The sequence below is a fragment of the Alkalibacterium sp. AK22 genome (genome assembly GCF_000585255.1).
In the GTDB taxonomy this organism is placed as follows: domain Bacteria; phylum Bacillota; class Bacilli; order Lactobacillales; family Carnobacteriaceae_A; genus Alkalibacterium.
Genome location: NZ_JANL01000042.1, coordinates 1 through 26,254, shown reverse-complemented (window position 1 = coordinate 26,254; position 26,254 = coordinate 1). Strand labels below are relative to the sequence as shown.

At 46.5% G+C, this 26,254-nt stretch carries 24 protein-coding genes; 1 reads left to right on the top strand and 23 read right to left on the bottom strand.

Annotated features, from left to right (window positions below; translation table 11 throughout):
- Positions 1-12 precede the first annotated feature (12 nt).
- The 23 genes from fliD to ADIAL_RS09435 form a co-directional block, all read right to left on the bottom strand.
- The gene (gene fliD, locus ADIAL_RS09540) at positions 13-1,422 is read right to left on the bottom strand and encodes a flagellar filament capping protein FliD (RefSeq protein WP_034302979.1); all 1,410 of its coding nucleotides are present in this window, start codon (positions 1,420-1,422) and stop codon (positions 13-15) included.
- A 5-nt stretch (positions 1,423-1,427) separates the two neighbouring features.
- Complete coding sequence (locus ADIAL_RS11150; RefSeq protein ID WP_051503847.1) at positions 1,428-1,811, bottom strand: flagellar protein FlaG; 384 nt, start codon at positions 1,809-1,811, stop codon at positions 1,428-1,430.
- Positions 1,812-1,925: 114 nt separating this feature from the next.
- Positions 1,926-2,783 (bottom strand): flagellin N-terminal helical domain-containing protein, encoded by an 858-nt coding sequence (locus tag ADIAL_RS09530; RefSeq protein ID WP_034302977.1) that lies wholly within the window; start codon positions 2,781-2,783, stop codon positions 1,926-1,928.
- Between the two features lie 140 nt (positions 2,784-2,923).
- Positions 2,924-3,844 (bottom strand): flagellar hook-associated protein FlgL, encoded by a 921-nt coding sequence (gene flgL / locus ADIAL_RS09525; RefSeq protein ID WP_034302975.1) that lies wholly within the window; start codon positions 3,842-3,844, stop codon positions 2,924-2,926.
- A 2-nt stretch (positions 3,845-3,846) separates the two neighbouring features.
- Complete coding sequence (gene flgK, locus ADIAL_RS09520) at positions 3,847-5,349, bottom strand: flagellar hook-associated protein FlgK (protein ID WP_034302973.1); 1,503 nt, start codon at positions 5,347-5,349, stop codon at positions 3,847-3,849.
- Between the two features lie 12 nt (positions 5,350-5,361).
- Positions 5,362-5,727, bottom strand: a complete 366-nt coding sequence (locus ADIAL_RS09515) for a flagellar export chaperone FlgN (protein ID WP_034302971.1) — start codon at positions 5,725-5,727, stop codon at positions 5,362-5,364.
- Between the two features lie 6 nt (positions 5,728-5,733).
- Positions 5,734-6,012: a flagellar biosynthesis anti-sigma factor FlgM gene (gene flgM / locus ADIAL_RS09510; protein WP_197017797.1), complete on the bottom strand. Its 279-nt coding sequence runs from the start codon at positions 6,010-6,012 to the stop codon at positions 5,734-5,736.
- Positions 6,013-6,571: 559 nt separating this feature from the next.
- The gene (gene fliY, locus ADIAL_RS09505; RefSeq protein ID WP_034302967.1) at positions 6,572-7,690 is read right to left on the bottom strand and encodes a flagellar motor switch phosphatase FliY; all 1,119 of its coding nucleotides are present in this window, start codon (positions 7,688-7,690) and stop codon (positions 6,572-6,574) included.
- Positions 7,683-8,687 carry a flagellar motor switch protein FliM gene (gene fliM / locus ADIAL_RS09500; RefSeq protein WP_034302965.1) on the bottom strand — a complete coding sequence of 335 codons (1,005 nt, stop codon included), beginning with the start codon at positions 8,685-8,687 and terminating at the stop codon, positions 7,683-7,685. The genes fliY and fliM overlap by 8 nt, the downstream gene beginning before the upstream one ends.
- Positions 8,684-9,100, bottom strand: coding sequence for a chemotaxis protein CheW (locus ADIAL_RS09495; RefSeq protein ID WP_034302963.1), 417 nt, complete (start codon positions 9,098-9,100; stop codon positions 8,684-8,686). The genes fliM and ADIAL_RS09495 overlap by 4 nt, the downstream gene beginning before the upstream one ends.
- 86 nt (positions 9,101-9,186) lie before the next feature.
- A complete protein-coding gene (locus ADIAL_RS09490; protein WP_034302961.1) occupies positions 9,187-9,549 on the bottom strand; it encodes a response regulator in 363 nt (120 codons plus the stop codon).
- Between the two features lie 18 nt (positions 9,550-9,567).
- Positions 9,568-10,164, bottom strand: a complete 597-nt coding sequence (locus ADIAL_RS09485) for a chemotaxis protein CheC (RefSeq protein WP_034302959.1) — start codon at positions 10,162-10,164, stop codon at positions 9,568-9,570.
- A gap of 1 nt (position 10,165) precedes the next feature.
- Positions 10,166-12,217 (bottom strand): chemotaxis protein CheA, encoded by a 2,052-nt coding sequence (locus tag ADIAL_RS09480; protein WP_034302957.1) that lies wholly within the window; start codon positions 12,215-12,217, stop codon positions 10,166-10,168.
- An 18-nt stretch (positions 12,218-12,235) separates the two neighbouring features.
- Positions 12,236-13,015 (bottom strand): CheR family methyltransferase, encoded by a 780-nt coding sequence (locus tag ADIAL_RS09475; RefSeq protein WP_034302955.1) that lies wholly within the window; start codon positions 13,013-13,015, stop codon positions 12,236-12,238.
- Positions 13,016-13,019: 4 nt separating this feature from the next.
- A complete protein-coding gene (locus tag ADIAL_RS09470; RefSeq protein ID WP_051503846.1) occupies positions 13,020-14,033 on the bottom strand; it encodes a protein-glutamate methylesterase/protein-glutamine glutaminase in 1,014 nt (337 codons plus the stop codon).
- Positions 14,034-14,054: 21 nt separating this feature from the next.
- Entirely contained in the window at positions 14,055-14,537 is a 483-nt protein-coding gene (locus ADIAL_RS09465; RefSeq protein WP_034302953.1) for a chemotaxis protein CheD, read from the bottom strand.
- A 25-nt stretch (positions 14,538-14,562) separates the two neighbouring features.
- On the bottom strand, positions 14,563-15,033 hold the full coding sequence (locus ADIAL_RS09460) for a chemotaxis protein CheW (RefSeq protein WP_034302951.1): 471 nt from the start codon (positions 15,031-15,033) through the stop codon (positions 14,563-14,565).
- A 14-nt stretch (positions 15,034-15,047) separates the two neighbouring features.
- The gene (locus ADIAL_RS09455; protein ID WP_034302949.1) at positions 15,048-17,369 is read right to left on the bottom strand and encodes a methyl-accepting chemotaxis protein; all 2,322 of its coding nucleotides are present in this window, start codon (positions 17,367-17,369) and stop codon (positions 15,048-15,050) included.
- 481 nt (positions 17,370-17,850) lie between these two features.
- Positions 17,851-19,086, bottom strand: a complete 1,236-nt coding sequence (hflX, locus tag ADIAL_RS09450) for a GTPase HflX (RefSeq protein WP_034302947.1) — start codon at positions 19,084-19,086, stop codon at positions 17,851-17,853.
- Entirely contained in the window at positions 19,087-20,022 is a 936-nt protein-coding gene (gene miaA, locus ADIAL_RS09445; RefSeq protein ID WP_034302945.1) for a tRNA (adenosine(37)-N6)-dimethylallyltransferase MiaA, read from the bottom strand.
- A gap of 41 nt (positions 20,023-20,063) precedes the next feature.
- Positions 20,064-20,540, bottom strand: coding sequence for a hypothetical protein (locus tag ADIAL_RS09440; RefSeq protein WP_155849212.1), 477 nt, complete (start codon positions 20,538-20,540; stop codon positions 20,064-20,066).
- 283 nt (positions 20,541-20,823) lie between these two features.
- Positions 20,824-21,003 carry a four-helix bundle copper-binding protein gene (locus ADIAL_RS11580; RefSeq protein WP_231492178.1) on the bottom strand — a complete coding sequence of 60 codons (180 nt, stop codon included), beginning with the start codon at positions 21,001-21,003 and terminating at the stop codon, positions 20,824-20,826.
- A gap of 196 nt (positions 21,004-21,199) precedes the next feature.
- On the bottom strand, positions 21,200-24,487 hold the full coding sequence (locus ADIAL_RS09435) for a DEAD/DEAH box helicase (protein WP_051503845.1): 3,288 nt from the start codon (positions 24,485-24,487) through the stop codon (positions 21,200-21,202).
- Between the two features lie 345 nt (positions 24,488-24,832).
- Between ADIAL_RS09435 and ADIAL_RS09430 the strand changes: the two genes are divergently transcribed.
- On the top strand, positions 24,833-26,206 hold the full coding sequence (locus ADIAL_RS09430; RefSeq protein ID WP_034302941.1) for an MATE family efflux transporter: 1,374 nt from the start codon (positions 24,833-24,835) through the stop codon (positions 26,204-26,206).
- Positions 26,207-26,254: the final 48 nt, after the last annotated feature.

Here is a 26,254-nt window from a genome sequence, read left to right as displayed (position 1 = left end):
AAAAGGACCTCCTTACTTCCCTTGGTTCATTCCCAGTTGACTGAACATAAAGTCCATCTGGGATTCCGCCTGCATCATTGCTGTATCTAAAGCAGAAAACTGACGGATATATCGGTCTTTTCTCATCTCCAAACGTTCCTCAAAGCGTTCGATACGCTGGTTCACATCCCGGATCATCCGGTCATATGTATCGCGTCTGGACTTGATGATTCCGTTGGAGCTGGAGATATACTGGTTGACGAAAGATCGCATATCCTGAGAAAAACCTTTGCGTTCTGTACGAGTAGAAGATATTGCATTGCCCTCTTCATCAGTAGTTTCTTCACTGATACGTTCAGAAGAAGAGAAAAATTGGCCAACTTCATTAGGATTATCTCTGATTTTGGTGTCTAGTATGGATCGGTCAAAAGAGGCCGTACCACTGCGATCTACGGTTATTCCTAAATCCTGAAGGCCCTTGATGGAAGTCCCATGTGATTCTTGACTGGTCAATTTCGACCTCAAAGTTGACTGCAAACGCATGAGCGTTCCGTCACCAACTAATGTACCGGTCTGATTCCCGGAAGCTGAGGGATCTCCAACGCTCAGCTGTGACTTGATAAAGTTTTGTGTCGAATTGTACTGCTCGACAAATTTCTGCATCGCCTCAGCGGCTTTATCCAGATTTTCTGTCACCGATACGAGTGTTGATTCGCTTCCGCTGTGCACATTGGTCAATGTAAATGTTGTGCCATCGATCACATCATCAATGATGTTAGACGAACGTTCAATTTCCAGACCGTCAATCGTAAAGCGCGCTGTGCGCCCGATATCAGCCGTTACTCCATTAAAACCCAGATCATCAGCAAGATTTCCTCCGACACTAAGGCTCTTTTCACCATATTCAATATGACTCAGGATGAGGCGGTTATCGACGATGGAGGAACGAATCCCTGTATCATCTGTCGAGCTGTTTATTTTTTCGCTGATGGAACGCAAGCTGTCTTCTTCTGTAATATCGATAGAAAATGTACGATCATTGTCCAGATTCAATTCCAGTGTGCCGCTTTTACTGAGTGCAGAGCGAATATCTCCCCCAGTATCGACACGACTTCCCGTCAACCTGGTCTGAGTAGCCAGCTGCTGTACCTGTACCCGGTAATTGCCTGTTGCAGCAGTAGTTGTAGCCTCAACTTTAATGTTTTCTGGACCTGCCATATTAACGGCTTTAGAGTTAAAGGTATCGGGTTTCTGCAGATCCTCCAGACGCTTATAGAGAGAATCCAGGCGGGTGTTCATGTCTCTCCAGGCATTTTGAGACTTGGTGTACTGTTCTTTTTGCTGGGTAAAACGGACGCCTTTAGCCGCTTCGGCCTCCATTATTTTTTCAATCATACTCATATCGATGCCTGAAAAGGCACCCATCATTCTCATGTCGCTCATTTATATTACTCCAATCTGTCTACGGTTATTCCTGACCACTGCCAGATTCCTGCAATCACATCCAGCATCTTTTCAGGCGGAATTTCTCTCAATACTTCTTCTGTATTTTTTTCCACCAACTGGACTAAAGTGCGTCCCGTACCTTCATGAACCTTAAAGGTCAGCTGAGCATTCACTCTTTGTACCACATTTTCAGCTTCGTTTACCCATTTATGTACTTGGGCATTAGACGGTCTTTGCTGCACAAAATCCCCTGAGAAATCAATACCTTCAATAGCTTTGATTTCTTCCACATGTCTGTCTCCCGAATAGGATACCGCACTTTTGTTTGAATGTAAAACCCGGTCGATCGTTTTAATTGCATCAATGGACTCTATACGCTGACCCATACCTTTAGCTCCTTCAAGTTTTAAATACAACACCTTGCCTATGTAAACAGAACCGAAGCAGCAACCACCGCTCCGGTTCTGACAAAATATGAAACACTATACCCAGTAAGGATATTATCCCAGAAGTTGCAGGACACCTTGTGGCATTTGGTTTGCTTGTGCAAGCATAGCTGTAGATGCTTGAGAAAGGATGTTATTCTTAGTGAATTCCATCATTTCTTCAGCCATATCAACGTCACGGATACGTGAATTTGCTTCAGACAAGTTTTCACGTGTTGTGGTTAGGTTGTTAATTGTGTGTTCCAGACGGTTTTGAGTAGCACCAAGTTCAGAACGTTGTTTAGAAACGGATGTAATTGCAGCATCAATCTTGTCAGTTAAATCGTTAGCAGCACCTGCATTAATTATGATATTGTCAGGGTCAGTAGCATCTACCAATTCAATATCGGAACCATCTGCTTCAAATCCTAAACCAGAAACGGACATATCTTTTAATTGAACATCAATAGAATCCTCAGCACTAGTATTTGACCCGATTTGTAAAGAAACTGTTCCGTCAGCACTCAATAGTGACTTAGTATTAAATTGAGTTGTTTCAGCGATTCTATCAATTTCTGTTGTCAGTGCTGATAACTCATCTTGAATTGCCGATAAGTCGTCACCACTGTTTGTACCATTTGCTGCCTGTACAGATAAGTCACGCATACGGTTAAGAATTGAATGAGTTTCGTTCAATGCACCTTCAGCTGTTTGGATCAAAGAAATTCCATCCTGAGCATTACGAGTTGCCTGTTTCAGACCTGAGATCTGGTTACGCATTTTTTCTGAGATAGACAGTCCCGCAGCGTCGTCCCCTGCTTTGTTGATTCTTAGTCCTGATGATAATTTAGCTAATGAATTTGCTTGGCTACCCTGAGCTGATGTCAGACGAGAGTATGTATTCATAGCTGCTGTGTTAGTGTTAATACGCATAGTTGTGTTCCTCCATTATTTTTTTTTAAGGCTGATTGCCTTCTACTCTTACTATCGGAAGACCTCTGTTTATGTTAAGTCTTTTTCAAAACTTTTTTTACAAAAAAAGAACTGAAGCTTTATGCTTCAGTTCTTCTAAACTATCTGACGTAATCCAGTATGTTCGTCTGTAAGATGCGTGTGCCCATGTTCATGGATGCCTGATAAGAGACCATCTGCATGGAGTACTGCATGTACGTTTCTGCCAGGTCAATATCCTGCGTGTTGGAAAGTGAGGTTTCAAGGTTTAAATACTCTGATTCATTCCGGTCTCTAGCTGCTGAGAGTCGGTTATGAATTGCTCCAATGTTTGTTCTCAAGTTTACGGTATTATCAATCAGCTTCTCAATCTTTTTCAGTGACTGACCTCCCAGTGCTTGCGTGTCATCTTCATTAAGAGCGCTGAACAGATCATTCAGCACAGTGCTTATATTTCCTTCTACACCCTTAGGTTCAAACAGACGCTTTCCATCTGTCTGCAGGTCCACGCTAACTCCCCGGGCAATTTCTTTAGTTGTATTGCCGTTTATTTCACTGTCTGTACCAGAATATTCGATAGTAAACTGGCCAGCGTCTTTATTTATAGTGAAAGGCTTTTCTGTACTTTTCTGACCGCCAAAAATGTAGCGGCCACCAAAGTTGGTGTTAAGAGCATCCAGCATGGACTCCACTTCGTTTTCTATTTCCGTCTTGATGGCCTGACGGTCCTGGCTGTTGTAAGTGCCGTTGGCGGCCTGCTGGGTCAGTGAAGAGATACGCTGCAAAGAGTTGGTCGCACTGGCCAGTGCCGCATCTTGGACGTTAGTGAAGTCGATGGCATCGTTGATTGTTGTTTTGTACTGCGTATTCTGTTTCAGTTCGTTTTTCAGATCCAGTATTTTAGATACTTTGAGCGGATCATCGCTGGGACGGCTGACTTGTTTCATTGATGACAGCTGTTCCTGATACTTGAACACGCTTTTGGAATTTTTATTGAGATTGTTTAGGAAACTCTGTGACATCAGGGAGTTGGTTATTCTCATGATTAGACTCCTGTTCTGTTGATTAATGTATCGAGCATGTCAGCTATCGTCTGCAATACCCGTGAGTTGGCCTGAAAAGCGCTGGAATATTTGATCATATCGACCACTTCATCGTTGATATCGACACCGGAAATCGATTCACGGCGCTGAGTCAGCAGATGGGTCAGTGCCTGCTGGGTCTCCAGCATGTTATCTTCCTGCTGCTTGATGATTCCCATATCCGTCACCATACTGTTATAGCGGCCGAATAAGGTAGAGCCAGTTGAGCTGTTGGTGAACTGCATTGTGTCTTCATTGTAGATGGATGCATCAAAATTCGTAGATAAGGACTGGTACTGCAGCTGAGCAATGGCCTGCGCTCTGGAGCCGTCGCCGACATATTCATTATCCAGACTCTTGCCCGAAACCACCTTGTCCGGATCCTGTCTTAAAACCTGACTCGTGCGGATGCTTGAAGCTGCGCCTGCTTTTTCAGTCAGTTCTTCAAAGAAGACTTGTCCGTTTTCATTGTTTCCTCCACTATGGATGGTATTGACGGCTTTAGCAAAGCTGAAGGCAAAATCATCCAGGCCTGCTTGCATATCGGAAATCACTTCCAGCGCTTCCTGTGTTCCTCTCATAGAACCGGACGTTGGCTCAAAGCCTGTGACCGCTCCTGATTCAGGATCCTTGATTACGATACTTCCAACTTTTAATTCCGTGCCTTCCAGTACTTCTTTACTGCCAAGAACCGGTTGTCCTGCATCATTTTGGGCTGTCACGACCGCTAGTTCCTTTCTGGAAGAACTGTCCAGGACGGTCGTTCCGGCAACATCCACGGAAACCCGGTTGAACCGGTCTCTTTCGACGGTTAAATCGACTTTACCTGCCAGGTCGTTTAAGAGCTGATCCTGACGGTCAAGCAGATCGTTTGGAGTGAAGCCTCTGACGGATGCCTGCCAGATCTGATGGTTCAAGTTTTCCAGCTGCTTTAAGGTCGAGTTGGCGTCCAGAGCTGATTTATCCAGTTCATTTAGTGTGGCTTTATGTAAGCTATCCATAGATTGGGACATGTGGTGAACGGTATCCGTAAAGGTTTCTGACGTTTGGACCAGCATCGTTCGGGCCGACGTCTGTTCGGGGTTTGACGCCAGGTAGTTCCAGGCATTGAAGACTTCAGAGATCTGATTGGAGAGGCCTGAATCAGACGGTTCATTAAAAGTGGCTTCAAGCTGTCCGATAATGTCCGAAAGGGACTCGTGTTTTTTCGTTGTCGACTGTGCTTCTCTCAGCTGGGTGTTCACGTACTGGTCACTGACGCGGTCAATGTTGCTGACTCGAACACCGGTACCGATCTGTCCAACTCCCGGCACGCTTTGGGCGATATCCGCCTGCATGGTGACGCGCTGTCTGGTGTAACCCGGTGTGTTGGCATTCGCCACATTGTGCCCAATTGTCTGCAGGGCGGTCTGCTGCGCATTTAAACCTTTTGTTGCCGTATTTAATGTTCCAAATAATCCAGTCATCTGCTTTGCTCCTTAAAGTGATTGATCGACAAGGGCACTCTTTTTAGTCTGGTCAAACGTGCCTTTTTTTGAATAAGTATGGTTCTGCTTGGCCGATTTCTTGATATGCTCAAGCATCGTCTCCGTATAGCGGATCGACTGCTCCGTCAGCATCAGGTTAGTCTCCTGAAGCGCCTTGACTTCTCTCGACAGAGAACTGAGCTGCTTTAGGTCCACTCCTTCTTCACTGAAAGCAGACAAGGACACCAGCAGCTCTTCTTTTTCACGAAGCACTTGGGCTAGTTCACTGCCCTGATTATTGATCAGAATCGCTTTTTCTTTTTCTAGCAATTTTTTTAGTTGGGTCAACTGGTCAATTACCTGTTCTGTTTTAGTCATGGTCTTTTACTGCTCCTTCTGTTCCTGGAGGGTTTTTACTAGGCCTTCCGTGATTTTACTGGCGTCCACTTCATACTCCCCGTTTTGAATAGCCTGTTTGATGCCATTCACCCGTTCGGAAAAAGCGGGCTTATTTGCTTCAAGCAGCGCTTTCGCTTCAGCTGAGATGCTGACCTGAACCGCTTCTTTAGATTGCGTTTTTGCCGTTTCCTTTGTTGTTTCTTTTTTAACTTGCTTGGCCTGGTTTACGGAAGAAACCACGCTAGTATATTTATTTATTTTCATTTTCATACACTCTCCTTACCTGTACATCACGGCTTGAACTGTTTGAAAGCTCAGAACACGTGTCTCTAATCTTATTATCGGAGCTTATCCTCAAAAATTAAGCTGTTTTGTCAGATTAAGCTGAACACTTTTCAGTATATCTGATTCATCCCCTTGATGTAACCCGTCTATTCACGATAGTTGTGACTGAACAGAGACTGACTGGATTGAATACATATCAGAAAGTAGCAGTTGCCCGAGAACCGCTGCTTGGGCCTTGAGTTGTCTTTAAACTTCTCTGCCTGAACTAAACAATGCCTCTAAATTATATAGTCTAGAACTTCGTTGTCTTTTAAACTGCATAATCGCATCATAAAGTTCAGTCTAGGCTAGGGTTCGACAGACGCACTCAACTTTTCGATCACACGATTGAGTTTCGCCTTTTTGATCAGCACAAACTAGACCAGAGTCCCCACAGCTGAAAGCCGATATAAAATCGAAAAAATGGATGAGCCAGCTTCCCCCTTATATACTCTATAAAGCAAAAAAAGCAGGATTTCTCCTGCTTTTCCCTCTTGAATCAGTCTTTGTTTAAATGACGGACACGCTGTTCTTTGCTTAAGATGTTGGTGATACGGATGCCGAAGCTTTCGTTAATGACTACGACTTCACCTTCCGCAATCAGTTTACCGTTAACATAAATTTCAAGCGGCTCGTCTGTCATTTTATCCAGTTCCACAACGGAGCCGGTGCTTAGAGACAAGATATCCTTGATCGTTTTGCGGCTTTTGCCCAGAACAACGCTGAAATCCAGCGGCACGTCCATAATCAGATCCAGATTGCGCGGGGCATGCTTGTCGTTGTTCGGGGTCAGATCCTGGAATTTAGGCTTCTGCACAGAGACAGTATCTGCTGAAACAGCCGGCTGTTCTTCAGCTTTTTTTTCCACTGCCGGTTCAGCTGCCTGAGCTTCAGGTTCCTCTGCAAGCTGGACATGCACACCCTCTCGTCCATAGACGACTTCCGCCTCATCGCCAACCATGATATCCGCAATTTCCATCGCAGTATCCAGCGGCAAGACCTGCATGATCTCACTGTCGATTAGACCGTCGACACTCATATTGAATGCAATGGTCGCGACCAGTTCATCCTGATTGGGCATGTCGATGGCGGCTTCGTCCGGATTGTGCCATTCCTTGACATCGGGTGGTGAAATGTCGACCCGTCTGCTGAACATGGTGGCCATTGCCGTCGACGCCGAACCGATCATCTGGTTCATGGCTTCCGATACCGCACTCAGCTCCAGTTCAGTAAAGGGCTTGTCCGAAACATCTTTCCCGTCATTGCCCATCATCAAATCAGCAATGACATTGGCATCTTCCATCTTAATCATCAGGATATTGCTGCCGACCAGTCCTTGCTTGAAATCAATCTTGGTCACGACTTTGGGCACTTCGCTGGCGCTAACGATCTCACTAATTGTGAGGCCCCTAACTTTGGGTGTGGTGATTTTCACTTCCCGATTCAGCAGTTGCGATAAGGTCGTTGCGGCCTGGGACATGGAAATATTTCCCACTTCTCCGATAATATCCTTGACGTCTTGGCTTAATTTGTCTGTAGGAGATTCCGCCTCTGAAGCATCATCTGTACCACCATTAAGCATGGCATCAATTTGTTCCTGTGTTAACTGATCACTCATCGTCACTCTCTCCTCCCGTAAATTTAAGTATTTCCACTGCCAGCTTGCCGTCTAAAAGACCCGGCTTTACTTTAAAGTAGGGCTTGTCTTCGACATACAAGGTGAGTGGTTTGGACGTCTTGTCGTCCAGCTGGATAATATCGCCTTCTTCCATGTTTAAAAAGTCTGAGACATCCATGTTGGACTCCCCCAGAATAACTTCAATGTCTACCGGTACGCGGTCCAGGCTGCTCGCGATTTGTCCTCTTTCAGACGAGTCAAATTCCTTGCCGGAATGGAACCAGTTTTTGAAACTCAGTTTATCCAGTATGTCTTCAAAGAATATGTATGGGATACACATATTGATAAAGGTCCGCTGTTCGCCAATACTGACCGCAAACGTCACTAAGACGACCGGTTCATTGGGTGACATGGTCTGCAGAAGCTGCGGCTTGGTTTCCGTATCTTCCAGAGACACGTCGATTTCCTTGATTTCCTTCCAAGCGGATTCAAATGACCGAAGCAATGCTTTCATCACATCTTCCAAAATAGCCAGTTCGATGTCGGTAAAGCTGGATTTGTCTTTCGCCGTTTCTTCGGTCGAGAGTTCTGTATAGCCGCACATCAGCTCAACAATCTGCAAGCTGAACTGAGGATTGATTTCAAGGATCTGCATGCCGTTTAGCGGGGCACTTTGAAAAACGCCCATGAGTGTAAAACTTGGGACTGAATGGACAAATTCATCAAAAGACACTTGCTCAATTGCTGCGATTTTCATATCTACAGGCTTTCTTAGTTGAGTAGACAGCAGGTTGGAAGCCAGTTTGGAGAAATCTTCAAAGACCATGGTGATCGTCGACAGATATTCCTTGGACAGGCGGACCGGGCGTCTAAAGTCATAGGACTTGACTTTAGGAGCGGCTGCTTCTGCACTCAGCTCGTCCGAATTGATTTCTCCACTATCCATGGCAACCAACAAGGCATCTATCTCTTGTTGGGACAATACTTGTTGGCTCACGCTACTTCCTCTTTCTCTTTAAGAATCGAATTGATCGTCAAAATACTGATCATTTCACCGTAAGCAGACACGTATCCGGTAATGAGGGAGGCATCCTCCTCCGCCTTATGTATCTCTTCTTCCCGGATATCTGTGACACCCCTAACTTTGCCGACCATAAGAGCCAGCGGGTTATCGTCCGTATTCACGATGATGGTATTATTGTACCACAATTCATTGGAAGCGCTAGTACCGTTCAGCAGGACCTCAAGGTCAATCAGAGTCATGATTTGTCCTCTGAGGTTGACCAGTCCCTTTGTCCAGGCAGGTCCCTGTGGAATGGTCGTAGCGTCTAGAGTTCGCGTGATTTCCTCGATATTTTCTGTAGTAAAGCCATAAAACTGCTCTTTCAGTTTAAACACAATAAGCTGCATGGTCTGAGTCCCCCTTTATTCCATCCGCTGTCAGTGCTTTGGTCAAACGGATTTCGACAATTTTTTGACGCTTATTTCAGGCTGACTCAGCTGACGGCCTTGTCCAGCGCCTTGATGACTCGTTCAGTGTCAAAAGGCTTCACGATAAAGTCCATAGCCCCTGCACGGATGGCATCCATGACCATGGTCTGCTGTCCCATAGCTGAACACATCAACACGATGGCCTTGCTGTCATGAGCCTTGATTTCTTTAAGTGCTTCGACGCCGTCTTTTTCAGGCATCGTAATGTCCATCGTGACGATATCGGGCTGGACTTCCTTGTACAGTTCAACAGCTTCGACTCCGTTTTGCGCTTCTCCCGCTACTTCATAACCGTTTTTCTCCAAAATATCCTTTAGCTTGATGCGCATAAATGCTGCATCATCAACAATCAGTACACGTTTACTCATTTGTTTTTTCCTCCTGTTTTATATTCCTAGTTGGTGTAACAACTGCTCCAGTGTGTCCGGTTTAGGGACAAAGTACAGACTGCCTTCAATCTTGTGCCCTTCACTGTAGAAGTTGTTTTTGATAATAAACAGCTCTTCACTGAACTGCTCCTGCTGCATGTAAACACTAGACAAAATTGAACCGAACAAATCGGTCGTCAGAACCGGAAGTGATGCGATCAGCGGCTTGCCGATCAGTTCCATTACTGCCTGCAAAAAGGACTGAAACAGAATATTACTCAGTTCCTTTAGGGCTGAATCGACCAGCTCCTCTGAATAGTCCGTTTGACCCGGCAACAGCATCTGCGCCAATTTTTCTGCGTCTTTGGGATCTGTCATAAAAAGAAAGACCCCGTATTTGCCGCCGATCAGTTCAGACAATACTGCCTTGACAATTGTATCATCTGCCTGAATGGTTTGGTAGACTTCTTCGTAAGAAAGGACTTCCACAAAGGGGACGTCCATGTCAACCGGCCGGCCGATCATTTTGGACAGGCTGGTAGCCGCATGTCCACCCCCGATATTAACGACTTCCTGCAGGGCATCATACCTCAGCAATGCATGATCTTTAGTCATCTCATGTCGCCTTCTTTCGGGTGCAGATCGAGGTAACGTCCAGAATCAGACAAATCCCGCCGTCTCCCAAGATCGTTGCCCCAAGGAAACTGGACAGCCCGTTCAGTTCTTTCCCCAGCTTTTTGATGACAATCTCCTTTTGATGGACCAGGTCATCCACGACTAATGCATAGCGCTTGTCGCCAATCAAAACGACGATCACATGCTGCAGGGCCTGTTCTGCCTGAGGCAGTTCCAGCTTTTCTCCCACACGAATCAGCGGGATGGTCTGGCCTTCATGCTGGTAGACTTCGCCTTTATGGACAGGAACCGCTTGGGTTTCTTCAAAGCGGTTGACCTTGTCGATTACCGCCTGCGGAATAGCAAAAGTTTCCGTCCCGACTTTGACCAGGAGCGACTGGATGATTGACAGGGTCAAGGGCAGGGTGATCCGGAACGTTGTTCCCACCCCCACTTCACTGTGGGTCTCGATTGTCCCGTTCAGACTGGCAATTTTTTCCTTGACCGCGTCCATGCCAACGCCCCGGCCGGATACACCGGTCACAACTTCTGCGGTTGAAAAGCCCGGGTGGAAAATTAGGGCCTGGATTTGTTCATCGCTGAGGCCTTCAGTCGAGATACCCTTTTTCCAGGCGCTTTGTTCAATCAGTCTGGGATCCAGCCCTTTGCCGTCATCCTGCAAGGTCACGATCACACGATTTCCCTCAGGATAGGCGGACAATTTGATTGTGCCTTGCTTAGGCTTACCGGCTTTTAATCGTTCATCGGGCTTTTCTATTCCGTGGTCTGCCGCATTTCTCAGCAGATGAATCAGCGGCTCTCCGATTTCAGACACTACCGTCCGGTCCAGTTCTGTCTCTTCACCCTCCGTCACGAAATCAATTTCCTTACCCAGTTCATTAGCCAAATCTCGCATCATCCGCGGGAAACGTTGTACGGCCGCATTGAAAGGCTGCATTCTGAGCTGCAAGACCAGTTCCTGCAGCTCATTGGTGATCCGGCCGACTTGCGTAAGGGGCTCACCCAATTCCTGCAGCTGATTTTTTTCGGAGACATCCTCCAGACGGGTCCGGTGAATAACCAGTTCCGAAACCAAGTTCATGAACTGGTCCAGACGCGTCAGGTCTACACGGATTGTCTGCTTGGCGGGTGTGCGCTTGCGGGCTGAGGATTTTTTCTTACCGACTTCCAGCTCGTCTGCCTGATCAGCAGGGTCGACTTGTCTCAGGTCCGGATCCCCTCCAGGTGAAACTTCCTCGACCAGATCTTTCTCATCTGGCTTAAGCTGCTGCTCTTCTTTAACCGTAGTCTGGCGGATCTTTAGAGACTCGATTTCACTGCTGCCTTCGGTTTCAGCTAGCAGATTTTCCGCTGGTTCTTTGGAGAGAAAATACAAGGTTACTGGCCCATCCAGCTCTCCCTGCTCAAGCTGGTCAGCCGGCGGGTGCATCAGAAGGATGTCCCCAAACTGCTCCAACCGATTGACGAGCATATATGCCCGGGCCGCTTTCATCATGCTATCTGCTTCGACCTGGATACCGACGGCATAAAGATAATAGCCGCTGCTCATAGCTGCCTGTATGGCTGCCTTGTCTCCTTCTTCCAGTTCAGGATAGGTAAACAGATCTCCTGTTTCTTCTCCCTGCCTAGTAGACTCATTTAGCACCACGTCAGTATCAGCAACCTGATGCAGGCGGCTGACCAGATCTGAAATATCCAGCGCATCGCTTTCATCCACTCTTAAGTTCTCAACGATTTCTGTCAGCAGATCCAGACTTTCAAAAAATAATGAAATCAGTTCACGGCTGACTTTGATCTGATCGCTCTTGACCATCTCAAAGAGGTTCTCGACCGCATGGGTCAGTTCAGCCATGGTCTCGTATCCCATGGTCGCTGCCATTCCTTTAAGCGTATGGGCCGCTCTGAAAATCGCATCGATGATAGCCTTGTCATTCGGATGCTGCTCCAGCTGCAGTACTTCCTGATTCAGTATGGCCAGGTTTTCATCTGTTTCTTCAAAAAACAGATCACGGTATGCACTGTTGTCTTCCATTGTTCCCCTCCTCTTGCCTTAACTCATTTTTTCGTAAATAAACGAGGATACTTTCTTCAGTCCAAACTGTTCCGGCTGATAAATCGTTTCGGTTGCCCCGGTGAACAGCAGGCCGCCTTTGACCAGAGCACGGCTCATGCGCCGGTAGATATCCTCTTTAACCTCATTTTTAAAATAAATCGTGACATTCCGACAGACAATCACATGCAGATTAGGTCTAAACTCATCCAGAACCAGATCGTGCTTTTTGAAATCAACCATATCCCTGATATGTGCATTTAGAACATAGCGGTCGGCTTCCTTATTGAAATAATGTGTCCGGTCAAATAACGACACATTCTTTAGTTCGCTTTCCTTAAAGGTACCTGTCTTCGCCCGTTGAAGGATTGTTTCATCGATATCGGTTGCCAGTATGTTCTGCTTCAATGGAAGATTGTTTCGGTCAATGATCATGGCTAGTGAATAAGGTTCAGCTCCGATCGAACAAGCGGCACTCCAGATGCTGATCTTGTCGAATTTCATCGACAAATCGGTAATCAGCAGCTCCTCAAATGTCTCAAACAAATCCTTGTTTCTAAAAAATTCTGTCACGTTAATTGTGATATAGTCCAGAAACTGCTTCTTTATCCCTTCATCGCCATAAATCAGATCAGAGTACTCTTCCAGACTCGCTGCTCCTGACTGGCGCATAATCGTCTGGATCCGTCTGTTCAGCTGCTTTTCTTTGTAGGCGCCGAGTCGGATATTCAAATGGGTCTGAACCCAGTCATAGAAAAAATCATAATTTAGTGTCGACATCTATTCACCCTGTCATTTCCTTTAATATTTGTGCGATTTCCTCCAAACTTACCGTCTGGTTTGACAGCCCCAGTTCAGCGACAGCACGGGGCATCCCATATACCGTCGATGAGGCCTTGTCCTGAGTGAGCACATATCCCCCAGCCTGCCTGACTTTCCTGCTTCCTGGTGCACCGTCACTGCCCATCCCAGTCATAACGATGGCCAGCAGATTTTTTCCGTAAGTGTCAGCAGCTGATTCAAACAAATAGTCTACTGCCGGCCTGACACCATGAACCTTGTCCCGCTCATCCAAATAGATCCGCCCAGCTTTCACTGTCATATGACGACCGCCTGGTGCCAGATAAATGTCCCCTGCCCTTATTTTCATTCCCTCGGCTGCTTCCTGAACCTGTACCTTACAGGCTTTGTCCAGTCGTTGGGCAAAGGACCGGGTAAAGCCTTCGGGCATATGCTGGACAATAAAAATGGGAAAAGGCAGGTTTGCTGAGACGGATTGAATCACTTTGACCAGTGCTTTGGGTCCACCCGTGGATGCACCCATGACGATAGCCTGAAGGTCCGGCTTTTTTTGAGCCAGCTGCTTGCTGACAGTATGCGAGCGGACAACCTTGAAACTTTCACTTTGATCTTTTGTAAAATGGACTCGGATCCGATCACCTAAATCATCTCTAAAGCGGTCCCACTGCCGGCTGATAGAAGCCGGCTTTTCTATAAAGTCTTCTGCGCCTAACTCCAGTGCTTCAAGTGTTATCTCTTCATTGGACCGGGAGCTCAGCATGATTACTGGGAGTTTGTAGCGCTCCTTAATGGCTTTCAACGTTTCCAAACCATTCATTACTGGCATTTCCACATCCAAAGTGACTAGATCCGGCTTGTTCTGGCTAATCAGTTTCAAAGCTTCGGCTCCATTACGGGCCACATCGCTGACTTCAATCCCCGAGGCATCCTTCAATACATTGGATACCACTTTTCTAAGCAAGGCCGAATCATCTACTACTAATACTTTAATCCTCATGCTTTAATCCTCAAACTTTTCCTATAGAATATGTTCTTCTCTGTTGACCATCCGGACTCTAACATCAAACGTTGTCAGATCGACAAACATCGAACGTCCCATTTTTCCGCCGACATGCTCCGCCTCCAGTTTCAGATCCAGTTCATATAAAACGTCCTTGACCGCCTGAATATTGCGCTGGCCTATCTGGAGGATTGAAGACTCTGTAGAAAAAGCAAACATGCTCGCGCCTCCGGCAATTTTGACCCGCAGCTTATGCTCACCTGTCTGCTCTCTGAGTTCTTTGACGATTGCGGGCAAGGCCAGATCGGCAAATTTGGGCCAGTTGCTTTTATCTGTAAAGGACGTGCTGTCCGGCAGCATGATATGACTTAACGCACCGGTTTTCGATTTTGGGGCATACAGCGCAATCCCGACACAGGAGCCCAGCCCGATAGTCAGCAGCTGGTTGGGGGCCGACGTGATTTTATAATCTGAAATACCTACTTTTATTTGCTCACCCATATCATTCTCCAGTGGTTTGTCCTGCTCATACTTTAACTTTCTGAATGTCGACTAGTTTTCGCATCTCTTCAGCTTTATCTTCCGCAAACAGCCGGTGACTGTCAAGGATTGGAATCACGCCGTCAGCTGACTGGATAAAAGCGCTAATATAAGAAGTCGAGAGGCCATCCACTTTTTCTTCATCTGCTTCCATCAGGTCTTCCGTCTGATAAGCCTGGACCGACTGAACTTCGTCGACTAGCAGGCCAATACGTGTTTCTTTCCAGTTGACCATAATGACATCAGCTGTTTCAGGCTGCGGGTGGGCCTCGCTGTAAAAACGGTCAGCGAGATCAATCATAGCATAGACTTCACCATCGATCTCCTGTACCCCGACGATATAAGAAGAAACGTCAGGGATCGGTGTATAGTTTTCTAAAGCAATAATTTTATCTGTTTCAGTAATCGGCAGGCCGAAAGACTGCTGGCCTGCCTTGAAAATGAGATGCTGTGCCATTTAGTTTACTCCTTTTATGCAAATTCAGGTGCCAGGCCGTTTTCATCGTCCATGATCAGATTATCATTTTCTGATGACTTTTCGTCAGACTGGTCGATGATGAATTGCTCAGCTGAGCTTCTCAACGTCAGGGCGACTTGTTCCAAACGGTTAATATGTGTTGTGAAGTCTTCCATGGTGGCCAGAATTTCTTCAGCATTGGCTGAAACTTGTTCAGTACCCGCCGAGTTTTCCTGGGCACCTGCTGCGATGCTTTCCAACTGGGCGACGACTTCTTCTTTCTTGTCATTGATGACGGCCGAGGACTGCATGACAACCATCATACTGCGGACCAGCCGCTCAAGTGACGCCGCCACATTCTCAGAAGCTTTGATCGCTTCATCGATTTTCTCTGTCTGGACCTGACTGTCTTCATTCGTTTCTTCCAAATGATGAACCATCTGGGAAGATTTGTCCTGAATCGTCCGAATGATTGTTTGGATATCTTTGGAGGATGTCGCACTTTGTTCAGCAAGTTTACGGATTTCTTCCGCTACGACAGCAAATCCTCTCCCCGCATCGCCGGCTCTAGCCGCTTCAATAGAGGCATTGAGCGCCAGCAAGTTCGTCTTGGATGCAATCGTCGTAATGGCCTGAACGATACCTTCAATGTTTTGAATATCGGTATCCACTTCCTCAATCCGGACTTTCAAGTCTTCTAAAGTCTCTAGCGTTTCTTTCCACTTTTGTTCCACTTCCTGAGTGGCGTAAGTATTTTGACCGTTTACAATCATTGTCTTATCTGCGTGCTCTCCCATTTGGGCAACAGCCTGATCGATTTCCTTCAGTGATTCAGCCAGGATATTCATTTGAGTCGCCGTTGCTTCTGTATCCTGTGTCTGCATCGACGTCGCTTCAGCTACACCGGTGATGGTCTCGGAGACCTCTGCCGTTGAACGGCTGGTCTGGTCAGCGATTTCAGTCAATGTCGTTGCCATGGTAGATACGTTCTGGCTATTCCCCTGGATGATGCGAATTGTCTGTTCAAAGCTATCCAGCGTGCGGTTGAGCGACAGTCCTAGCTGATGGATCTCGTTGCCTTTTTGATCAAGTTCTTTGCCTTGTGTCACATTTTTGATCTCAGCATCATTCGTCCGGCCATCTTTGACGGCTCTCACTTTATGTTTCAGCCAGCCCGCAAGCGGCCATTTTAAGCGGAACAAATCCTTTCGCTCAACTCGGCGAGTCAGGTCTCCCTTGGCTACCTGCTCAAATACATCCAGCAGGGCATGGGTGACGGAATCGACTAGACCACTGATGATTGAACCAATCATGATGGCTAAAATGATGATGATGACTGTTAAGACGATAATGGCGTCTCTGATTGCCTGCGTTTCCTGGGCCATTTCATTTGACCGCACCATCCCGTAGACATTCAATCCCAGATTGGGAATCCGTTCGTAGTAGACGCCAAAGTCCCCACCATTTAAGGCCTGATCAAAAACAAAGCCTGACGGTTGAGCACCAGCCTCTGTAGACTGCTGGAAGTATCCTGAGTCAGACAGATCTTCACCTACCAGCTGTTCTCTTGATGAAGCAAGAACCATCCCATTATCAGCAATCAAATTGACATAGCCAGTATTTCCAATCTGGGTAGTAATAAAGTCCTGCTGAATCGTGTCGATATTGATATCGATCGCAATGGCACCATCAACATCTCCTCGACTACCCACTCCCCGGTAAACCGTTACGACATTGCGGTGATTGATCCGGTAAGGTTCAGACCAGGTCACTCGGGTTGATGTAAAAGCATCATCCAGCCATGGAAAAATAGTGAGCGGATCAGCCCCCACACGGATTGCTGCCAAAGACGATATATAAGGAATTGATGTATCTCCTGGAATATAGTGTACGGCAGAAATGTATGGATTGCCGTTTGATACATAATCGAAGGTGGACATCAGCTCCTGACGGTTCTCATCCCGCTCTGAAGTCAGCCGTTGCAGTCCTCCCCCCTGAAGTAGCATTCTAAGTACTTCTTCAGCGGCCTCACCGGTATCGCTGATACTTGTAGCCAGGTTGGATGTGATCTGCCGCTCCTGAGCCTCCACCCGTTCAGTGACAATATCTGTCGTACTATAATATGTATAAGTTAACGCGCCAAGAGCCGGTACTAGCATCAGAATGATCAGGCTCAGAGCAATCGGTAGGCGCAGACTCTTGTGTCTGTTTTTATGTTTACGCGATACTTTCAGCTTCCCCATCTTTTCCCTAAACCCTCCTGTATCTAGTTTGGGCCATTTTACAGCCTGAAACTGCTCTCTCATCCTTTTTAGCTGCTTTTTGCTTTTTTCCATACAAACGCTCCTCATTATTTATTTCATGTCTGCCTCTCCTCATATTATCGGTCACCCCTTGTAAAAGTTTATGTTAAATCAGGAATAAAGGCATTGTTCGTATTTCAGACACAAAAGTCCCGAATTTAAGGTAATTTTCGGCTTATAATATACTCGAATTAGAATCATTTTAAACTGAACACCTCCCTTTCTCTTTATCTCATAGGAGCCGGCAGTGGCTTTTGCCAGTCTCTATCTTCTAATATTCACTAGACTTCTGTACGCTGCCACAGCTTAGAATAGATGCTATACTGCCTTTTTTAAGCAAGCAAAAAGCCCCCTGCCTTAAAAGACAAGAGGCCTGCCTGATTGAGCACTCTTCAGAACAGAAAAAATGAGTCAGCCTGCATGAAAGGCTTAATTATACAGGGGTTCTGCTTCTAACCTATCGAATTATCCGCTGACCTCATGAAGGCTGAGGAGTCAGGGGACTGTTTAGTGCTCAGTTCTGGACCCAGCGGGACCCTTTTTTAGCATAGCCCTCAACGCAGTAGGCCTGCTCGTCTTCGTCAAATAGCTGGCGCTCAAGCAAGGTGTGCTGACGTAGGTCAATCAGCCAGTCGCCCCGGTCACTAGGAATGCTCAGCTGATAATGGGTCATCTGCTTTTTCATTTCTTTTTCGATTGCTTCTCTCAAATGATCGATATCTTTTGGATCTCTGGCAGAGATTGTATAATTGGGATACAAGGTAGAGCGCACCGGCTGATCTATCAAGTCCCGTTTATTGTAGATTGTCAATATCGGAATGTGCCTCATACCCAGTTCATCTAGCAAGGTCATGACCGTTTCCTCATGCGCTTTAATATTCTCAGACGACGCATCAACAACATGTAAAAGCATGTCCACATACTTGGATTCCTCAAGCGTTGACTTGAACGCCTCAATCAGCTGAGTCGGCAGCTCCTGTATAAAACCGACCGTATCTGTCAGGGTCACCTGCATGCCTGAAGGCAGCTCGCACTGTCGGGTCAGGGGGTCCAACGTCGCAAACAGTTGGTCTTTTTCATAGGTCTCCGCTTCCGTCAGCTGATTCAAAAGAGTCGACTTGCCGGCATTGGTATAGCCGATCAGGCCGATTTGAAAAACGTTGCTGTCCTTGCGCTGCTGGCGGCTTCTCTGGCGGTGGGCCGCAATTTTGTCCAGCTCCCGCTTGATATCGGTCATCTGACGCTGGATATGACGCCGGTCTGTTTCCAGCTTGGTTTCCCCCGGTCCACGTGTCCCAATACCGGCACCAAGTCGGGACATATTTTCTCCTTGACCGGCCAGTCGCGGCAGGATGTAGGACAACTGGGCTAACTGGACCTGCAGCCTTCCTTCCTTGCTCTGTGCCCTTAAGGCGAAAATATCCAGAATCACTTGTATCCGGTCGATTACCTTCGTGTCCACCATCTCCTGAATGTTCCTTACATGGCTAGGAGACAGTTCCTGGTTGAATACAATCGTCTGGGCGTCCAGCTCTTCTGCTAGGTTTTTCAGTTCAGTAATCTTTCCTTTTCCAATCACCGTCTTGTGATCGATTTTTTCTCTTTTCTGTGAAAGTCGGGCAACCACTCTGCCTCCTGCATTCTCGACCAGCTGCTCCAGCTCATCAAAAGAATAGCGAAAAGCGTCGGCTTCGTTCTGTTTTTCAATGCCCACAATAATCACGCGCTCGTAAGTCTTTTTCTCTTCCATCTAATCACGTCCTATATGAATTTTAACTGCCTGGAAAACCTGCTGCATCGCCTGTTCATTCGCTGTCAGATCTGCCCATAGCGACAAATCGAAACGGTTTCTAAACCAGGTCAGCTGTCTTTTGGCATAATTACGGGAATGCTGTTTCACTTTCTGGACGGCTTCTTCTATATTACAATCACCTTTCGAATAAGGAATAAACTCTTTATAGCCGATACCCTTGATACTTTGGGCATCTTCTGAAACTGTTTCAATTAACTCCTTGGCCTCATTTAACAGTCCAGCCTCCATCATCAGATCGACCCGCTTTTCAATTCGTTCATACAATAGGGTTCGCTCTGCCGTCAGGCCGATTGTCAAAGTATCATAAAGAGGCGTTTTCACTTTCTCTGACTGATAGGATGAAAAGGGCTCTCCTGTTTCATGAATCACTTCAAGCGCCCGAATGACTCGCCTCACATTATTTGGGTGAATTTTAGCCGCAGCCTCAGGGTCCTTCTCAGTCAACTTGCGGTGAAGGACATCTTTCCCTGACTCTTCAGCCAATTGCTGCATCCTCTGCCTAAAGGCTTGGTTCGGCTGAGCTTCTCCTCCGTGGCTAACATCAAACAATAGCGATTCCACGTACAATCCAGTGCCTCCGACAATAATCGGGATTTTCTTTCTGGCAGTTATTTCTTTTATCTTCTCTGCTGCATCGGTTTTAAAATCCGAGACAGAATATGGTTCCGCCGGATCTTTGATGTCGATCAAATGGTGGACTATACCCTCCGCTTCATTAGGCGTTACTTTTGCCGTTCCGATATCCAGTCCACGGTACACCTGCATCGAATCCCCATTGATCACTTCTCCATCAAAAGCTTTTGCCAACTCGATCCCCAGCTTTGTTTTCCCTACAGCTGTTGGTCCTACAATAACTATAATCTTATCTTTCACAGTAATCCTCCAAGCATGATAGTAGCTTAAGTATAGCATAATCAGAGGGACTGATTAAAAGCATATGTCGGTGCAACGTGCCCGATTCCCTCCTGACTGGCTAAAGACGATTCAAACTTAACCTTCTTAAAAACAACGGATACGGTACTGAAACCTTTACGCCGCAGCTCCACAACTTTTCCACCCGAGTCGCTCCGCAAACTCATTTTGCGCGGCAGCTCCACTACTTTCCCGCCCGAGTCGCTCCGCAAACTCATCTTGCGCCGCAGCTCCACTACTTTTCCGCCCGAGTCGCTCCGCAAATTCATTTTGCGCCGCAGCTCCACTACTTTCCCGCCCGAGTTGCTCAGCAAACTCATTTTGCGCGGCAACTCCAAAACTTTCCCGTCCGAGTCGCTCCGCAAACCCATTTTGCGCGGCAGCTCCACTACTTTCCCGCCCGAGTCGCTCCGCATATTCAAAGCTGCCCACGATGGCTTACACCCTAACCCCTGCATCATAATGAAACGCTTTGCCAAAGCAAAGCCTCCCTTCTATTCTATTTGTATGTGAAAAAGCGACTTGCAAGACAAGTCGCTTCCGTTAACAAAAGATGAAGTTGGCAGATTTCTGTGTCAACCCAAAAAGCCTGCAAGGACAAGCCTCTGCTCAAAGCAGTGACAACAGCCTTGCAGGCCTTTGAATTACAACAGATTTCAGTCTCTGAGATAGGTGTGACAGGCTTTTAAAACAGGCGAAGCAGGTTTTTGCACACTGCAGACAGTAATCATAGTCATGCCGTTCACCTTCCTTGCCGCAGGCCTAACAGATCGTGGCACACAAGGCAACCAGGTCATTTCTCAGCGAGTCCAGACGCCCCCCTGAATACAGCACCATCTGACACACATCCGCACATTCCCGGTCCAGACGAATACAGGTACGCACATGATTCACATCTTCTTCATCCAGACAGAAATCGAAGTAGTGATGGCAAGCAGTCATGGACAACCGTCAGACAATCCTGCAGCTCCAGCTGAGCATCCATTTTCTCCCACCCTATACTGTTTTGTGCCTTCAGTGTAGTTAGTTCAAATGGACCGCTTCAACTTATAGCCGTTATCAACCTGTTGCATTTACGCTACAAAAAGACAAGATACGGGCAGGTTAGGATTGTCATCACCCCGACCTGTTTCTCAATTTAATCTTCCAGCAAAGACAGCACTTCTTGGGTCGACAAGCTAGACAGAGACTGCTCATTGCCCTTCGTGATGACCGAATCGATCAGTTCCCGTTTCTTCTCCTGCAAATCATTGATGCGCTCTTCGATTGTGCCGGTCGTAATCAGGCGAATGATCTGAACCGATTTTTTCTGACCGAAACGGTGCACTCGGTCCGCTGCCTGATCTTCAATCGCCGGGTTCCACCAAGAATCGTAAAGGATCACTGTATCTCCACCAGTCAAGTTCAAGCCCGTTCCTCCGGCTTTCAGGGAAATAAGAAATAAATCTTTTTCGCCTGTATTGAAGCGGGTCGTCAGATGCAGACGGTCCTCATTTTTTGTCTGTCCGTCCAGATAGTGGTAATCTACACCGATAGCATCCAGACGCTCACGAATAAGTTTGAGCATGGAAGTGAACTGGGAGAACAGAACGACCCGTTTGCCGTTGGCCCGGGCTTCTTCCAGATACTCCATCAACCGCTCCAGCTTGCTGGACGTCCCTTCAAATTTCGAAGTGATTAACCTGGGATCACAGCAAATTTGTCTCAGTCGAGTCATCCCGGCGAGAACTTTGATACGATTGGCATTCAGCGAGTCGCTGTCTACTAATGTCTTGATTTCCTGCTTAATAGCGGCATGCTGCGTCTGATACAGACGCTTCTGACTATCAGAGAGTTCGATGTATTCTGTTGTCTCTGTTTTCTCGGGCAGATCATCCAGCACGTCGCGCTTGAGACGTCTAAGAATGAACGGCTTTATTTTAGCAGAGATCCGGTCGGCTTCCATCGCTTGGAAAGCTTTTTTATTTCGAAAAAGCCCAGGCTGAATAATCGAAAAGAGTGACCAGAGTTCACCCAGGTGATTCTCGATTGGAGTGCCAGACAAGGCAAACTTATTTTCTGCCTTCAGACGCTTAACAGCCTGCGTAGTTTTAGTGGCACTGTTTTTTACTGTCTGAGACTCATCCAGTATGATGGTCTCGAACACTTCCTCTTCATACAAATCCGAATCCCGTTGAATGAGTGGATAACTGGTAATCCAGACCGGAATATTATTCTCGATTGCCTCGCGCTTTTTAGCTTCACGCTCTTCCCGCGTCCCGGAGATAATGATGGTTTCCGTATCCGGGGCAAAGTTGGACCACTCATGCTGCCAGTTGTACACCACACTTGACGGGCAGATAATCAGATAGCGTCCGCTTTTTTCTTCTATTTTAGACTGGAGGAAAGCAATCGTTTGAACAGTTTTCCCCAGACCCATGTCATCAGCCAGTACGCCGCCGAATCCGTAATGATCCAAACTTCTGAGCCATTTGTATCCCGTAATCTGATAGGGGCGCATATCGACTTTGATCTTTTTAGGCAGTTCGAAAGCCAGCTCTTCAGGGCTGAGCAGCTGGTTAACCAGTGATTTGAAGCGTCTTCCCCGACTGATTGTATCTTCATCCAAAGCAGACAAACCTTGGAAGACAGATACCGTCATTTCACTGTCAAATTCGTCATCTTCGATATCCAGCGACTGCTTGGCCCGCTTCATGGCCTGGAATGCCGGATCTTTGAGGTTGACCAGTTGGCCGCTTGAAAGCCGGAAAAACGGCTGGTTGTTCTCCAGATCTTTAAGTAGAGCCTGCAGTTCATTTCCTGGAATATCTTCTGTTTCAAAACTGATATCCAGCAGTTTTGAAGATTCCCGCATCTCCATTGTTACCCGGGGCTGCTTGTTCGGGCTGTAAATCAGACGGCGAGCAGACTGAGACAGGAAGATTTCCATCGTGTCGGCCAGTTCAGGCAGCGAATCATATAAAAAACTGCTGATTGTATCTGTTTCTGTCAAGCGCCACATACTGTTTTCTCTGGCTACTGATGGAATATGCGTGTAGAGCGTGTTCAAGGTATCGGATTCCTTGGTCCATTCACGGACGAGGATACTGTCTTCTTGAGAGACTTCATTTTCTTCTAGCGGGTAAAGAGTGGTTTGGCCATACGAGAAGACTGGACGAATCAGGAGATTGGCCCCTTCCGTATCGATATAGAGCTGGGGTTCAAACGTTGCCTGATACACCAGTTGCTGGACAGCTTCATCCATATTTATTTTTACCACTTCTCTGAGCTGAGAAAGCGTAACGGAAAGAAAGGTCTCAATTTCTGACTTGCGCATTACCAGGGTATAAGAGCCAGATGTTTTGAGGCCATCAAAAATACTATAAAGCAGCTCAAACGTCGGGGAGGTCATCAGATAAAAGATACCCTCAAACTCAATCATTTTTGCTTTCTGATGAAAATGAAAGGCTTCAACATCAATGCTTGTGTCGGCCAACGAAAAATGGAATAAATTGTTGTGCTTTTCAAAGGTAAATATCAGATCTAATTTACTGACTCCTCTTTCTACTTTCAGACTGTCTTCCCGCTCCATTTGAGTGAGCTGGCGTGGAGGGCGTCCAAAGCGAATAAAGGCCCCCATAGTCTTTTCCAAAAGCTGAATCACTTCTTTAATATATAAGGATGGGACAGTGAAACTTTCCCGATTGGAGAACTGGTTGTCATAACCAACAGGGACCAGAGACTGCGTGATTTCCTGAATGTCATTCAATTTTTCAAACACCATCCGGTCTTCCGGCATGAGTGCATAGTCATTGGGCTCAAAAGTGAAATTCTTACCGAATTCAATCGGCTCACCTGCAATAATGTCATCGATCACCTTAGATGTATTTTTGATGATATAAAGATAATCTTTACCGATTTTCATGAAAATTTCATAAATTGGGTTATGGATTGTCCCGCTGACATTGAGGATGTACTCTACATAAACCGGGCGTTTATACAGTGAATCTGTCTGCCTAGCAATTTCCTGCTTCGACAAGTTCAACAGTTCCTGGACGGCCTTTTCACTTTTTTTGTAAGAAAACATGGGCTGGACCGGTTGGCTACTTGAAGTAGCTCCTTTACTTTCCTTTTTCTCTTTAAGATCTTCAGCATCCAAGTCGTTCAAGTAAAAGAGTCCAGCAACAACATGCTTGCACGCACCAGACGCTTTTTCAAAAGCCTTACAGCTGCAGTGATACTTCCTAGCCACTCCATTAGGATAAAACCGCAAGTGTACAGTCTCCGTTTCACGGTCTTCAACCGACAGCTGAATGGTATTATTTTTACTGTCAACTTTAAGATTGCTTACTGCCCTGTTTTTATACACTTCTTTTCCTTGAAGAAAAGTTGAGTAATTACTGGCTAGCGAAGTGATTGTCATTTCTGGAAAGGCCTGTTTCTTCATTATATCCGTCATCCCTTTTCAACTATAGTGTCTAATTTTCTTCTGCTCATTCATCCATCGAAAAGTTTATCAATTTATTATATCAAAAAAAGCGCCTTAATTGGACCTTTTTACATAAATCCATACGTTCACGACCCGATTGCGTACGCGTGCACACTTAAAGACTTCTTTAATCCACTTGTTTTATAAATAAAAAGTCCGATTCTTTTCCTAAATGAGGCGTTTACACTACTGTCCCCTCTTTATTCTTAAATTACCTTAATTATGTCAAGTATTCCTTGCTAATCAGACTGATAATGGTAGAATTCACTTTGTGCTTAACAAAAGCAAGGGAAGAGGATAACCATGTTAAAAGCCATTACCTTAGATAATCCAGCTTCTGCCAAACGCTATATGTTTATGATCACCTGGCCGATCTTTATTGAAGTGTTTTTGCAAATGCTTATGAAACTGACTGACGTATTTATGATCAGCTTTATTTCAGATGAAGCAGTCGCTGCTGTCGGCGTAGTCAATCAGCTAATGACCTTTATGTTTGTATTATTCAACTTTACTGCGATGGGTGCCGGTGTGGTTGTTTCCCAGTACGTGGGTGCTAACGACAAAGAAGGAATCCGGCGAACGATTGCCAGTGCGGTCACGATTAACCTGCTTTTCGGGCTCGGTGTGAGTCTGTTTGTCGGCCTCAACCGCCACATGCTTTTAGGCCTGTTCTCCCTGGAAGCGGAACTTTTTGCCTATGCCAACAATTATGCGATGATTGTCGGCTTTGCCTTGTTTGCTCATGCCATGATTTTGACCTTGTCTTCTTTGCTTCAGGCGATGGGCTTTACAAAGGATGTTATGGTTTCCGTACTGATCATGAATATACTAAATATTTTCGGTAACTACGTCTTGATTTTTGGGGCTTTGAACTTTCCACAACTGGGTGTCACCGGCGTGGCAATCTCAACTGCGTCTGTCAGAATTCTGATTATGGTGGGCATGTTTTTCCTCCTGGTCAAACGTCTGCCGGTACGGATGCCCTTTAGTGACTTCTTCAAGCTGAAAAAGGAATTTGCATCCAAGATATTGAATATCGGGGTCCCGTCTGCCGGTGAGCAGCTGTCCTACAATGTCAGTCAGCTCGTTTTGACCGTCATGGTTACAACTCTTGGTGCGACGGCCTTGGCTACCCGCGTCTATTCGCAGAACTTCCTGTCTGTCCTGGTCATTTTCTCTTTGTCAATTGCCAAGGGCATGCAGATCTTTATCGGCCAGCTAGTCGGTGCCCGCAAAGAAGATGAGGCCTACCAGTACATGTTTACCGGCTTTAAATTTGCGGTCATTGTTACGGTGATTATCGGCAGCCTCTTTGCCCTTTTCGGCCGGCAGATCTTCGGCTTTTTCTCTGACGATCCTCAGCTGATTGCACTGGGTTCAACGATCATGATTATCGAACTGCTGCTGCAGCCGGCCCGGACCGGGAACCTGGTCATTATTAGCGCGCTGCGAGCCGCTGGTGATGCCAAATTCCCAGTCCTAGTCGGCATTGCCGTCATGTGGGGGATTCTCGTTCCACTGGCCTATCTGTTTGCCATTGTTTTGGGTTTAGGCCTTCCTGGCATATGGTTTGCCATGCTGATTGACGAATGGATCAGAGGCAGCTTGATGTACTTCCGTTGGAAAAAGAAACGCTGGATGAACAAACGTCTCGTGAAAGGACCCACTCAAGCCTGAACAGGCATACGAAGCCGGACTGACCACTAGACTGACCTGCTGATTTGA